The sequence below is a fragment of the Erythrobacter oryzae genome, assembly GCF_030271515.1.
Classification (GTDB): domain Bacteria; phylum Pseudomonadota; class Alphaproteobacteria; order Sphingomonadales; family Sphingomonadaceae; genus Erythrobacter; species Erythrobacter oryzae.
This window is the reverse complement of the sequence record NZ_JASCXI010000004.1, coordinates 71,796-84,075: the sequence shown is the minus strand read 5'-3', so window position 1 is coordinate 84,075 and position 12,280 is coordinate 71,796. Positions and strand designations below refer to the sequence as shown.

At 69.2% G+C, this 12,280-nt stretch carries 11 protein-coding genes; 5 read left to right on the top strand and 6 right to left on the bottom strand.

Going from position 1 to position 12,280, the window contains the following annotated elements:
* The first annotated feature begins 71 nt into the window (after nucleotides 1-71).
* Together PFX90_RS13000 and trxB are read left to right on the top strand one after the other, a co-directional pair.
* The gene (locus tag PFX90_RS13000; RefSeq protein ID WP_285712954.1) at nucleotides 72-887 is read left to right on the top strand and encodes a tyrosine-protein phosphatase; all 816 of its coding nucleotides are present in this window, start codon (nucleotides 72-74) and stop codon (nucleotides 885-887) included.
* 60 nt (nucleotides 888-947) lie between these two features.
* Complete coding sequence (gene trxB / locus PFX90_RS12995) at nucleotides 948-1,919, top strand: thioredoxin-disulfide reductase (RefSeq protein WP_285712953.1); 972 nt, start codon at nucleotides 948-950, stop codon at nucleotides 1,917-1,919.
* 105 nt (nucleotides 1,920-2,024) lie between these two features.
* Here the strand turns inward: trxB and PFX90_RS12990 are convergent, their stop codons facing one another.
* Nucleotides 2,025-2,453 (bottom strand): MAPEG family protein, encoded by a 429-nt coding sequence (locus PFX90_RS12990; RefSeq protein WP_285712952.1) that lies wholly within the window; start codon nucleotides 2,451-2,453, stop codon nucleotides 2,025-2,027.
* Nucleotides 2,454-2,466: 13 nt separating this feature from the next.
* Nucleotides 2,467-2,916, bottom strand: coding sequence for an MAPEG family protein (locus PFX90_RS12985; protein ID WP_285712951.1), 450 nt, complete (start codon nucleotides 2,914-2,916; stop codon nucleotides 2,467-2,469).
* A 92-nt stretch (nucleotides 2,917-3,008) separates the two neighbouring features.
* Between PFX90_RS12985 and PFX90_RS12980 the strand changes: the two genes are divergently transcribed.
* The 3 genes from PFX90_RS12980 to PFX90_RS12970 all read left to right on the top strand — a co-directional run bounded on the left by PFX90_RS12980 (nucleotide 3,009) and on the right by PFX90_RS12970 (nucleotide 5,444).
* Nucleotides 3,009-3,380 carry a tRNA-binding protein gene (locus tag PFX90_RS12980; RefSeq protein ID WP_285712950.1) on the top strand — a complete coding sequence of 124 codons (372 nt, stop codon included), beginning with the start codon at nucleotides 3,009-3,011 and terminating at the stop codon, nucleotides 3,378-3,380.
* Nucleotides 3,381-3,512: 132 nt separating this feature from the next.
* On the top strand, nucleotides 3,513-4,403 hold the full coding sequence (locus PFX90_RS12975; RefSeq protein ID WP_285712949.1) for an AraC family transcriptional regulator: 891 nt from the start codon (nucleotides 3,513-3,515) through the stop codon (nucleotides 4,401-4,403).
* Between the two features lie 156 nt (nucleotides 4,404-4,559).
* Complete coding sequence (locus PFX90_RS12970; protein WP_285712947.1) at nucleotides 4,560-5,444, top strand: AraC family transcriptional regulator; 885 nt, start codon at nucleotides 4,560-4,562, stop codon at nucleotides 5,442-5,444.
* 11 nt (nucleotides 5,445-5,455) lie between these two features.
* Here PFX90_RS12970 and PFX90_RS12965 read toward each other — a convergent pair whose 3' ends face one another.
* The 4 genes from PFX90_RS12965 to PFX90_RS12950 all read right to left on the bottom strand — a co-directional run bounded on the left by PFX90_RS12965 (nucleotide 5,456) and on the right by PFX90_RS12950 (nucleotide 12,232).
* Nucleotides 5,456-6,232 carry a helix-turn-helix domain-containing protein gene (locus tag PFX90_RS12965; RefSeq protein ID WP_285712945.1) on the bottom strand — a complete coding sequence of 259 codons (777 nt, stop codon included), beginning with the start codon at nucleotides 6,230-6,232 and terminating at the stop codon, nucleotides 5,456-5,458.
* A 147-nt stretch (nucleotides 6,233-6,379) separates the two neighbouring features.
* Nucleotides 6,380-7,822 carry an efflux transporter outer membrane subunit gene (locus PFX90_RS12960; protein ID WP_285712944.1) on the bottom strand — a complete coding sequence of 481 codons (1,443 nt, stop codon included), beginning with the start codon at nucleotides 7,820-7,822 and terminating at the stop codon, nucleotides 6,380-6,382.
* Nucleotides 7,819-11,028 carry an efflux RND transporter permease subunit gene (locus PFX90_RS12955; RefSeq protein WP_285712943.1) on the bottom strand — a complete coding sequence of 1,070 codons (3,210 nt, stop codon included), beginning with the start codon at nucleotides 11,026-11,028 and terminating at the stop codon, nucleotides 7,819-7,821. Before PFX90_RS12955 ends, PFX90_RS12960 begins: the two co-directional genes overlap by 4 nt.
* Before the next feature lie 16 nt (nucleotides 11,029-11,044).
* Entirely contained in the window at nucleotides 11,045-12,232 is a 1,188-nt protein-coding gene (locus tag PFX90_RS12950) for an efflux RND transporter periplasmic adaptor subunit (protein ID WP_285712942.1), read from the bottom strand.
* Nucleotides 12,233-12,280 lie beyond the last annotated feature (48 nt).

Here is a 12,280-nt window from a genome sequence, read left to right as displayed (position 1 = left end):
CCGCAGCCCTCCGGAGCAACCCCTAGCGGCGTGCTTGCTCGCGCCGGGTCACGCTGTAAGGGTCGCGCGCAATGACCAGCGATTCTCTCCGCGAGGCCCCCGCGGCCGCCCGCATCGGCCCCTTCTATGTCACCGAGGGCATTCACAATCTGCGCGATTATGGCGGCTATGCCGTGCCGGGCGTCGGGCGCGTGCGGACCGGCGTGCTGCTGCGCTCGGGCCAGCACATGGAGGCGTCCGATGCCGATCTTGCACTGATCGATGCGCTAGACATCCGCACCGTGATAGACCTGCGCGGCACCAGTGAGCGCGAGGGCTTTCCGTGCCGGCGCCATGTCAACTTCGCCGCGCAAGTCATTGCCTATGATGGCGAAACCTCGAACTCCCCGCCGCACGAGGGCGGGGGCGGGAAGATCGTGATGACCCCCGAGAAGGCGCGCGAGCGGATGCTGGCGGTCTATACCCGGATGCCGGTCAACCCTGCGATGATCTGGGTGTTCCGCGAATATTTCAATGCCCTGGACGCGAACGAGGGCGGCAGTCTTGTCCACTGCTTTGCCGGCAAGGACCGCACCGGCATCGCCGCGAGCCTGCTGCTCCACGTCCTCGGCGTCCACCGCGACGATGTTGTCGCCGAATTTCTGCTGACCAACGAGGCACCGACCCGCGCGATCCTCGAGCGCCAGTCGCTCCCGCGAATGGAGGCGCATTACGGCACGATCGAGCCTGAGGCGCTCCACAACCTGATGGGCGTTCTGCCCGAATATATCGAGACTTACATCGGACAAGCGACAGCAGATCACGGCTCGCTCGATGCTTACCTTGCGACAATCTTAGGTGTGGATGGCCCAAGAAAAGAGCGTCTGCGCGCCAAGCTCGTGGCGTGACAATCAAGCCGCCAGACCCCATATCGCTCCCCTGAGATTCCCTTTCGAGGCACCGCAACAATGGCGACCCACACCACCAAGATGCTCATCATCGGCTCCGGCCCGGCCGGCTACTCGGCCGCGATCTATGCCGCGCGCGCGATGCTCGAGCCGATCGTCGTCCAGGGCCTCCAGCCCGGCGGCCAGCTTACCATCACCACCGATGTCGAGAACTACCCCGGCTTCCGCGACGTGGTTCAAGGCCCGTGGCTGATGGAGGAAATGCGCGCGCAGGCCGAACATGTCGGCACGCGGATGATCTGGGACACGATCGTCAGCGTCGATCTCGAGAACGGCTCGCCCTTCCGCGCGGTGGGGGACAGCGGGGACGAATACATCGCCGATTGCGTGGTCATCTGCACCGGCGCGCAGGCCAAGTGGCTGGGCGTGCCTGGCGAGCAGGCGCTGGGCGGCAAGGGCGTCAGCGCCTGCGCGACCTGCGACGGGTTCTTCTACCGCGGCAAGCGCGTCGCGGTGATCGGCGGCGGCAACACCGCCGTGGAAGAGGCGCTCTACCTCACCAACCACTCGGACAACGTCACTCTGATCCACCGCCGCGACAGCCTGCGCGCTGAGAAGATCCTGCAGGAGCGGCTGTTCGCCAATCCCAAGATCACCGTGCTGTGGAACAAGGCGGTGGACAGCTTCGAGGCAGGCGAGAACGGGCTCCTGCACCACCTCGCGCTCACCGACACGGTGACCGGCGCGGCGAGCACTCTGGAAACCGACGGGGCCTTCGTCGCCATCGGCCATGCGCCGGCGACCTCGCTGTTCGTGGGCAAGCTGCCGATGGACGAGAGCGGCTATCTGCTGACCGAGCCCGGCACGCCCAAGACCGCGATCCCCGGAGTCTTCGCTGCGGGCGACGTGACCGATCACGTCTACCGCCAGGCCGTGACGGCTGCGGGCATGGGCTGCATGGCCGCGCTCGATGCGGAACGCTGGCTCGCCTCACGCGCCCATGCCGGGTTGCAGGCCGAGGCGGCGGAGTAACCAATTCCCACCCCTAACCCCTCCCGCAGGCGCGGGATGGGGACTGAAGAGCGCTGGTTCTCCCCTCCCGCTTGCGGGAGGGGCCGGGGGTGGGCCTGCTCGACCTCAGAACACCCCGATCGCTGCGTGCAGGATCAGCGCCATCAGCGCGAGGCTCGACAGCGCGAACAGGGCAAAGCGCACCGCGACCTTGTTCCACGTCGCCTGCACGATCGAATGCAGCACCCGGCAGGCGACATAGGCCCAGGCGAGCGTGGTGTTGAACCCGTCGCCCTGACCGATGATCGCCAGCACGATCGCGACCGCGTAGAACAGCGTCGGCGCCTCGTGGAGGTGGTTGTAGTTGTCCGCTTTCCAGCTGACCGTGTCGGGCAGCTGCGCGCGCAGCGAGGCGCCGGTGGTGCCGACCATCCCCTTGGCATCGAGCCCCGCCTTGAGCATCGCCGGGATGCGGGTCGCGTACATCCAGAGCCACATCACCATCGTCCACGCCAGCAGCGCGACGACAGGCTGAAGAATGTCCATTCCGATCATTGTCCGGGTCTCCTTATGCCGGAAGCGCCGAGGGGTCGGCGAGCAGCGTCACCGCGCAGGCCCGAAGGGCGAGCGCCACCAGCACCAGCGTGCTGGTAATGAACAGGAGGAACCGCACCGGAATCCTGTTCACGGTCGCCTGCCACACCGAATGGATGATGCGCAGAGCCACATAGGCCCAGGCAAGCCCCACATCGAGCGCGCCCGCCCCCATGATCGCGAGGATCACGACCGTCGGGTAGAACACCGTCGGCTGTTCCATCAGATGCGCGTAGTTGTGCGCCGGCCAGTTCACTTTCGGCTCCAGCACGCCTTCGAGGTCCTGACCGCGTCCGCCGGGCATCTTGCCCATGTCGAGCCCGGCTTTCTTCATCGCCGGAAGGCGCGCGCCCGCCACCCAGAAACACATTATCAGCGACCACACCACCAGCACGGCGGCGGGCGCGAGCATTTGCGCTTGCATCGAATGATCCCCTTCGAGCCTCTCTTCGTCGTGCAGACTGCGAGGGCGGGAATGGATTGTCAAATGCAACCCACCCGCTAGCCTTGCGCCCCATGCACCTTGTCCACGATCCCGCCGCTCCCCCGGCCGAGCCCATCACCTTCGATGACTTCCAGCGGGTCGACATCCGCGCCGGGCGGATCATCCGCGCCGAGCCCTTCCCCGAGGCGAGGAAGCCCTCGCTCAAGCTCACCATCGATTTCGGCGAGGGCGTCGGCGTGAAACGCTCCTCGGCGCAGATCGCCGATCTCTACCAGCCCGAGATGCTCGAGGGCCGGATGGTCGCAGCCGTGGTCAACTTCCCCCCGCGCCAGATCGGCAAGTTCATGTCCGAGGTGCTCACACTGGGCTTCCCCGACGCCGAGGGCCGCGTGGTGCTGTTCCAGCCCGACAGCGCGGTGCCGCTCGGCGCAAGGCTGTTCTGAGCAGCCCGGACCAAACCGCAATTGCGGCTTTCCTGCCTGAATTGCCCTCGGCGCCATCTGCCGTCCGGACTTGGGCGAGACGCGCCACGAAGGCCATGATAGACGAATGCGAATATCGCTCGGGGGTAGGCGATGACGAGTCTGGCCGATTTCGACGAATGGATGCAGACAGGGCGCCTCAGCCAATATGTGCTGGCGCGCAAGTCAGCCGGTCAGGCGATAAGCCTTTACGAGGCCGCGCAACCGGCCGGCGATATGTCCGATCCGCCCAATTCCAGTCTGGTGCTGGTTCAGCTGCTGAGCAATGGCGTCAAGCAAATCAGCAATTTCGGCGGCGGCAGGCGGGACGCGGCGCCCGGGATCGGCAAGTACATCCTTGTGCCTCCGGCTTTCGCGACCGAGTTCGAGGTCTTCGTGCCGCACCGGATCAGGGTGGTGGGCTTTGCAGCCGAGCGGTATCGTCCGCTGCTCGAGGCCGCCCGGCCAGGCGGGGATCCCTTCGATTTCGGCCGCCTCCATGCCGCACCCTTCATCGCGCCCCGGCTGGCGGAGCTGCTTGATGCGATGTGGGCCGACGCGGCCGACCAGGGAGGCGGGCGGCTGCTGGCCGAGACGCTCGCGCTCAAGGTGCTAACGCAGCTGGCCGCCGCAGCCGATGGCGCAGCCGCGCAAGCCCGTGGGGGCCTCGCGCCCTGGGCCGAGCGGCGGGTGCGCGACTATCTCGAGGACAATCTGATGCACGACACCTCGCTCGCCGAACTGGCGGCGCTGGTCGGGCTCTCGCCTTTCCACTTCAACCGGATGTTCAAGCAATCGACCGGTGTCTCGCCCTATTCCTACCTGCGGCACGTCCGCGTCGGCCGCGCCCGCGCGCTGCTGGCGTCGGGCGATTTGCCGGTGATCGAGATCGCCCTCGCCGTGGGCTACGGCACGCCGCAGGCCTTTGCCCGCATGTTCCGGGCCGAAACCGGGATGAGTCCCACTCGGTGGCGGCGGATGCACCGTGGCAGCAGCGCGCTCTAGAGAGGCTTCCTCGCCGCAGGGCTGCCTGCCCACTTAACCGGAATTGCGGTTATCCGGCCGGACGCAGCCCTGCCGGGTTCACTGGTGCTCTTGCAGGCGAGACGGGCAATGGCCCGGCATGATATTCCTTGGCCCCGGCTGGCTTTGGGGGCGCTGATGGGAACCGGTCTCAAATTCGACGAATGGATGCGCTCGGGGCGACCCGGCAGCTATGTCACCGAACGCAAGTCGGGCGGTGACGGGATCAAGCTGTTCGAATGCGCGCAGCCCGCCGGGGATTTGTCCGATCGGGGCAGCAACAGCCTCGTGCTGGTCCAGCTCCGCAGCGACCATGTGCCTCAGCGCAGCAACTTCGGCGGCGGGCGGCGCGAGTTCGTGGGCACCCATGGCCAGTTTTCCCTCGTGCCGCCCGGCTTCGCCAGCGAGATTCAGGTCTTTGCCGCGCAGCGCATCCGGATCGTCAGCTTCGATGCCGCCTGCTTTCGCGGCATCCTTCAGGATGCCCGCCCGCGCCGTCAGCCGTTCGATTTCGGACCGCTGCATGTGGGCGCCTTCTCGCTCCCGCATCTGGGTGCGGTGATCGAGCGGATGTGGGCCGAGGCCGCCGATGCGGGCGCAGGCCGGTTGCTCGCGCAGGGCGCTGCCATGCAGATTCTGGCCCTGCTCGCCCGGGCGGCGCAGCAGGAAGCGGTGATGGTGCGCGGGGGGCTTGCGCCGTGGGCGGAACGGCGGGTCCGCGAGTTCCTCGAGGCGCACTACGCCTCCGACATATCGCTGACCGAACTGGCGGCGCTGGTCGGGCTGTCCCCGTTCCACTTCCTGCGCATGTTCAAGCAGACCACCGGGGTCACGCCCTATGCCTATCTGCGGGCCTTGCGGGTCGAGCGGGCGCAGCGCCTGCTGGCCGCCAGCAATCTTCCGGTCACCGAGGTGGCTGCACGCGTGGGCTACGAGACCCCGCAAGCCTTCGCCCGGATGTTCCGCGTCGAGACCGGAACGAGCCCGAGCCATTGGCGGCGTCTCCACGATCGCGGCGACTAGAGCGGAAACCTCTACCCACGGGCGTGGCGGCGTCGCCATTCCGACGGCGTCATGCCGTGCTGCTGGACGAACACCCGCGCCAGCGCCTGCGGGGTCTCGTAGCCCACCGCCAGCGCGACCTCGATGATCCGCATGTCGCTCGCCGCCAGCAGCTCGGCCGCGCGCGCGATCCTGAGCTGCTGCTGGTAGCGGTAGGGCGGCATGCCCATGGTGCGGGCAAAGGCGCGCGAAAAGTGGAAGGGCGAGAGCCGGGCGATCGCGGCGAGTTCCCCCAATGGCACGCGGCGCTCGATATTGGCTGCGAGGAAATCGGCGGTGCGCCGCGCCTGCCACGGGGCGAGGCCTCCGCGCGCCTCGCCCTGCTGCCGCCGCTCGCCCGCAAGCAGCAGCAGTCGCCACAGCAATACATGGCGCAGGGATTCGAGCAGCAGGGGATCGGGCACCGCCTCGCCCGCGACCAGGGTATGGATCATCGCGGCGAGCGTGTGGGCTTCGGGGTCGGTGATCGCGGGCAGGGGCTCGAACCGCATCGCATGCGCGCTTTCGGCAGCGGCGAGGAAGGCGGCGTCGAAGGCAATCGCGAACCAGTTGCTGCCCTCGGTCGGCGCGGGCGGCCCGGCGACCCGCAGCGCCCGGCCCGCGACGCGGCGGTCGATGCCCTCGGAGCCGCTCACCCGGAACAGCGCCAGCGCGTGGTCACGGCGGGGGACAGCAGCGAGCGGCGCGGGGGCCGAGGCGGGGCGGTCCTGTGCGGGACGCGGGATCGGGATGGTCGCGAGCTGGGTCATGGGGAGCCGTCCTTCGCCCGCATTGTCCGCCGCACGGGCCCGCACGGCAAGGCTCGGGCCCACGATCTTTCGGGGGGTCTGCCGCTCACCCGATGAGGGTGGCGGGAAGGGCGACAGGCGGGGGAGAACGGCCCCCCTTTGGCAAGGTCAGGACTGCGGGGCGCTGGGCCCGGGCGCTTGCTCCCACCCGCCGCCGAGCGCCCTGAACACGCTCACCTGCGCGGCTGCGCGGGCGCCTGCGGCCTCGGCGAAGGCGGCCTCGGCGGCGCGCCATTGGCGCTGGACCTCGATCAGCCGCAGCGCATCGTCCGCCCCGGCCTTGTAGCGCAGTTCGGTGAGCCGCGCGGTCTCGCGCGCGGCATCGGCCGCCTCGCGCAGCCGCGCCTCGGCCGCGAGCGCTCCGGCGAGCCGCGCGAGCGCCTGCTCGGTCTCCTGCAAGGCCGTCAGCACCGCCGCATCGAAGCGGGCGAGCGCGGCTTCGCTGTCGGCCCGCGCGGCGCGCACCTGGGCACGGGCGGCGCCGTTGAAGGGGAAGTTCCAGCTGATCAGCGGCCCGAGCGAGAAGCCGAAGCTCGCCGAATTGCCGAGATCGCCGGGCCGAGCCGCGCCCAGCGAGGGGGTGCCGAGCAGACTGATCCGGGGGTAGAGCGCCGCCACCGCCACGCCGATGCGCTCGGTATCGCGGGCGAGCTGGCGCTCGGCAACGCGGATGTCGGGGCGGCGGGCGAGCAGGGCCTGCCCGTCACCCACCGGCAGCGGGGCGGCAAGGCCGGGCACCGCGGCGCAGGCGGCGGCATCCGGCGAGATGTCCTCGGGCGGATCGCCGGTCAGGAAGGCGAGCGCGTAGAGCGAGGCGCGCCGCTCGGCGACGAGCTGCGGCAGCGCGGCCTCGGCCTGGGCGAGCACTGTGCGCGCGGCGGCGACGTCGCGGGCATCGGCAGCGCCCGCGCGCCGCGTCGCATCGACCAGCGCGAGCGAGCGGCGGGAAAGCGCGACGGTCTCCTCGGCCGTCCGCACCCGCACGGCGAGCGCGCAGCCTTCGGCATAGGTGCGCGCGGTTTCGGCAGCGACCGCGACTCGCGCGGCATCGACCTGCGCCTGCGCGGCCTGCGCATCGGCGACCGCGGCGCGCACGGCGCGGTTCACACCGCCGAACAGGTCGATCTCGTAACTCGCGTCGATACCGGTGGTGTAGAAATCGGTGGTCACGACAGGCACGTTGCCGATCGCGTTGAACACCTGCCCGCCGAAGCGCTGGCGGACATATTGGGCGTTCAGAGTGGTCGAGGGCAGCTGCCCGGCTCGCGCCTCCGATACCAGCGCGCGGGCGCGCTGGAGGTTGGCGGCGGCGACGCGCAGGTCGGTATTGCGCTCGAGGGCGCGGGTGACGAGGCCGTCGAGCACCGGGTCGCCGAACAGCCGCCACCATTGCGGCGGGAGCGGGGTCGGCGCGGTCGTGGCAGCATCAGCCTCGAGCAGCTGCGGCGCTTCGCCACCGGGGGCAGGGGGCACGGCATAGTCGGGGCCAACCATGCAGGCGCCGAGGCTGAGCGCCGCTGCGAGCGGGAGAAGGGCGCGCACGGGGCTCATGCGCCGGGCTCCGGCTGGGGCTGCGCCGGGGGCGCCTCGCCTGCGGCTTCGGCGGGGGGCTTGCGGCGGCGCAGCTTCTTGCCCGCCCAGTCGCCGAACATGCGCGCGATGACGTAGAAGGCCGGGGTGAAGATCAGGCCGAAGATGGTGACGCCGAGCATCCCGAAGAACACCGCCACACCGAGCGCCTGCCGCATCTCCGAGCCCGGCCCCTGCCCGAGAACCAGCGGCAGCACGCCGAGGATGAAGGCGATCGAGGTCATCAGGATCGGACGCAGCCGCAGCCGCGCGGCATCGATCGCCGCCTGGCGCAGCTCCTTGCCCTCTTCCTCGTTCTGGCGCGCGAATTCGACGATCAGGATCGCGTTCTTGGCCGCGAGCCCGATCAGCACCACGAGGCCGATCTGGGTGAGGATATTGTTGTCGAGCCCCATGACATTCACGCCGAGGAAGGCGGCCAGAAGGCACATCGGCACGATCAGGATCACCGCCAGCGGCAGCACCAGGCTTTCGTATTGCGCCGCCAGCAGCAGGAAGACGAACACCACCGCCAGCGCAAAGGCGATACTGCCGGTATTGCCGGCCTGCTTCTGCTCGAAGGCGAGCTCGGTCCAGTCGAAGGCGAAGCCCTGCGGCAGGGTCTCGGCGGCGAGGCCCTCCATCGTGGCGAGCGACTGGCCCGAGGAAAAGCCGGGCAGCGTGTTCCCCTGCAATTCGGCCGCCGGATAGAGGTTGTAGCGCACCACGCGGTAGGGCCCGCCCTCGTTGCGGATGGTCATGATCGCCGAGAGCGGCACCATCGCTCCCGAATCCGAGCGCACGCGCAGCCGCAAGATGTCCGCCGCGCTCTCGCGGAAGGGCGCGTCGGCCTGCGCGGTGACGCGGAAGGTGCGGCCCAGGAGGTTGAAGTCGTTGACATAGGTCGAGCCGAGGTATGTCGCCAATGTCGCGAAGACGTTCTCGAGCGGCACGCCGAGCTGCTCGGCGCGCTCGCGGTCGATGTCGGCGTAGAGGCGCGGGGTGCGGGTGTTGAAGGTGGTGAAGGCCCCGCCCACGCCGGGCGCCTGGTTGGCCTTGGCCATCATCGTGAAGGCGACCGTCTCGAGCGCCTGGTAGCCTGCCCCGCCGCGGTCCTCGAGCATCATCTTGAAGCCCCCGCCGGTGCCGATCCCCGACACGGGGGGCGGGGGGATGACGAAGATGTTGCCGGCGGTGATCTGGCTCAGCGCGCCGTTCAACTCGCCGAGCAACTGGTTGGCGCCCGCGCGCTGGTCCTTGGGCTTGAGCGAGATGAACATCGCCGCCGCGTTGGGCGCATTGGTGAAGGTCGCCCCGTCGAAGCCCCCGAAGGCGACGGTGCTCGCGGTCGCCGGATTGGCGAGCGCGATCTGCTGCGCCTGCTCGAGCGTCTCGGTGGTCCGCTCGAGCGAGGTGCCCGGCGGCATCTGGAGCACCGCGATCAGATAGCCCTGGTCCTGCGCCGGAATGAAGCCGGTCGGCGTCTCGGCGAAGCGCCACATGGTGAGGCCGATCAGCGCGGCATAGGCGATGCCGATCACCGCCAGCGCCCGAACGGCGCGCGCGGTGAACCGCCCGTAGCGGTCCGAGAGCTTGTTGAACCCGCGGTTGAACCCGCGCGCGAACCGCGTTCCCCAGCCGCGCCAGCCCGGCGCAGGGGGCGTGTCCTCATGCGCCTTGGGTTTCAGTAGCAGCGCTGCGAGCGCGGGCGACAGGGTCAGCGAGACGAAGGCCGAAATCGCCGTCGCGCTCATGATGGTGAGCGCGAACTGGCGGTAGAACTGGCCCGAGATACCGGGGATGAAGGCGGTCGGCAGGAACACGCCGATCAAGACCAGCGCAATCGCGATCAGCGCGCCCGAGACCTCGTCCATCGACTTGTGCGCCGCCTCGCGCGGGGAGAGGCCCTCTTCCTCCATCAGGCGCTCGACATTCTCGACCACCACGATCGCATCGTCGACCACGATGCCGATCGCGAGCACCAGCCCGAACAGCGAAAGGTTGTTGAGGCTAAAGCCGAAGGCGGCAAGGAAGGCGAAGGAGCCGACCAGCGACACGGGGATGGCAATGATCGGCACGATCGCCGCGCGCCAGGACTGGAGGAACACCAGCACCACCAGCGCGACCAGCACGATCGCCTCGAACAGCGTGTCCTCGACCGCTGCGATCGAGGCCTCGATGTAGGTCGTGGGGGCATAGGGGATCGCGTAATCGAGCCCCGGGGGGAAATCGCGCTTCGCCGTTTCGAGTTCGGCCCGCACCGCCTCTGCGGTGGCCAGAGCGTTGGAGCCGGGGAGCTGCGAGACCACCACCGCCACCGTCGGCTGCCCCGAATTGAAGGCATTGACGCTGTAATCCTGCGCGCCCAGCTCGATCCGCGCCACGTCGGTCAGGCGGATCAGGCGGCCATCGTCGAAGCGCTTGACGATGATGTCGCCGAACTGCTCGGGCGTGACGAGCCGCCCCTCGGTCTGGATGTTGAGCTGGAACGCTGTGCCGCCGGTGTTGTAGGGCGGCTGGCCCACCGCGCCGGCGGCGACCTGCACGTTCTGCGCGCGCACCGCGGCGACAATCTCGGCGGCATCGAGGTTGAGCGATGTCGCGCGGTCAGGATCGATCCACACCCGCATCGAATAGTCGCGCCCGCCGAAGATGCGCACGCTCCCCACACCCTCGACGCGGCTCAGCCGGTCGACCAGCTGGAGCGTGGCGTAGTTCGAGAGATATTGCTGGTTGTAGCGCTTGTCGGGCGAGATCAGCGTCGCCACCAGCAGCAGGTCGGGCGAGTTCTTGCGCACCGTGACACCGAGGCGCCGCACTTCCTCGGGCAGGCGCGGCTCGGCGGTGGCGACGCGGTTCTGCACCAGCACCTGCGCCTGGTCGACATCCGTCCCTTGCGCGAAGGTCACGGTGATCGACACGTTCCCGTCCCCGGTCGAGGAGGAAGACATGTAGAGCATGTCCTCCACCCCGTTGATCTGCTCCTCCAAGGGCGCGGCGACGGTCTCCGCCAGCGTCTCGGCCGAAGCGCCGGGGAAGCTCGCCGAGACCACCACGGTGGGCGGCGCGATCTCGGGATACTGGGCGATCGGAAGGACCGGATAGGCGATCGCGCCGACGATCACGATCAGGATCGAGAGCACCGCCGCGAAGATCGGGCGGTTGATGAAGAAGTGGGGGAAGTTCACGCGCGCGCCCCCCGCCTTACTGCGACTTGGCTTCGGCGGGCGGCGGCGCGGTGACAGGGAGCGCGACCGGGGCGGCGTTCTTCGCACGCGGCTTGATCGTGCCCGCCTTGGGGCTGACCACCGCACCCGGCTGGAGCCGCGCGAGGCCGTCGAGCACCACCTTGTCGCCCGCCTTCAGCCCCTTGCGGACCACGCGCAGGCCCTCGACCATAGGGCCGAGTTCGACATTGCGCATCTCGACCTTGTTGTCCTTGCCCAGCACGAAGACCGCGCGGCGGGTCTGGTCGGTGATCACCGCCTCGTCGGGCACCAGCAGACCGGGATAGGCGCCCGAACCCAGCAGCCGCGCGCGGCCGAAGAGGCCGGGGACCAGGAAGCCGTCGGGGTTGGCGATTTCGGCACGCGCCTTGATCGTGCCTGAGCGCGGGTCGACCGCATTGTCGACGAACACCATCTTGCCGCGCCAGCGATAGTCCTCCTCGTCGGCGAGCTGGATCTCGACCGGGTTGGGGGCATAGCGCGAAGACTGGCGCTCTCCGCTCGCGTCTTGGCGGACATATTTGAGGTAGAAGCTCTCCGCCCCATCGAAGGTGAACCAGATCGGATCGACCGAGACCACGCGGGTGAGCACGGTTTGCCCGGCGGTGACGTAGTCGCCCAGTGAGGCGCGGCGGTCCGAGACCCGCCCGGCGACGGGGGCGCGCACCTGCGTGAAGCCGAGGTCGAGCCGCCGCGCATCGGCCGCCGCGCGCGCGGCACCGAGCGCAGCCTGCGCCGCCTTGGCCGCCGCCTGCTTCTGTTCATAGGCCTCCTTGCTGATCGCCTCCTCGGGCAGCAGGGTGGCGGCGCGGGCGAGCTCGCTCTGCGCGACTGCAGCATTGGCGCGGGCGCGCGCGACCTCGGCCTCGGCCTGCGCGAGCGCGGCGCGGAACGGGCGCGGGTCGATCTCGTAGAGCAGCTGGCCCTTGCCGACCGTCAGCCCCTCGCGGAAGGCGATGCGGGTGATGTTGCCCGAGACGCGGGGCACGACCTCGACATCCTCGATCGCCTCGAACCGGCCGACATAGTCGTCCCAGTCGGTGATCGAGCGTTGCAGCGGTTGGGCCACCACCACCGTTGGCGGCGGGGGCGCGGGCGGGGCCGATTGCGAGCAGGCCGCGGCGACAAGCAGCGTGGCGGCGGCGAAGAGGTTGCGTGGTGCCATCAGCTCTCTCAATGCACGGACCCTCACTTGAGACGACAACTTAAGTTG

Coding starts and splice junctions, on each gene's coding strand:
- PFX90_RS13000 (WP_285712954.1), top strand. CDS start 72: ATGACCAGCGATTCTCTCCGCGAGGCCCCCGCGGCCGCCCGCATCGGC.
- trxB (WP_285712953.1), top strand. CDS start 948: ATGGCGACCCACACCACCAAGATGCTCATCATCGGCTCCGGCCCGGCC.
- PFX90_RS12990 (WP_285712952.1), bottom strand. CDS start 2,453: ATGATCGGAATGGACATTCTTCAGCCTGTCGTCGCGCTGCTGGCGTGG.
- PFX90_RS12985 (WP_285712951.1), bottom strand. CDS start 2,916: ATGCAAGCGCAAATGCTCGCGCCCGCCGCCGTGCTGGTGGTGTGGTCG.
- PFX90_RS12980 (WP_285712950.1), top strand. CDS start 3,009: ATGCACCTTGTCCACGATCCCGCCGCTCCCCCGGCCGAGCCCATCACC.
- PFX90_RS12975 (WP_285712949.1), top strand. CDS start 3,513: ATGACGAGTCTGGCCGATTTCGACGAATGGATGCAGACAGGGCGCCTC.
- PFX90_RS12970 (WP_285712947.1), top strand. CDS start 4,560: ATGGGAACCGGTCTCAAATTCGACGAATGGATGCGCTCGGGGCGACCC.
- PFX90_RS12965 (WP_285712945.1), bottom strand. CDS start 6,232: ATGACCCAGCTCGCGACCATCCCGATCCCGCGTCCCGCACAGGACCGC.
- PFX90_RS12960 (WP_285712944.1), bottom strand. CDS start 7,822: ATGAGCCCCGTGCGCGCCCTTCTCCCGCTCGCAGCGGCGCTCAGCCTC.
- PFX90_RS12950 (WP_285712942.1), bottom strand. CDS start 12,232: ATGGCACCACGCAACCTCTTCGCCGCCGCCACGCTGCTTGTCGCCGCG.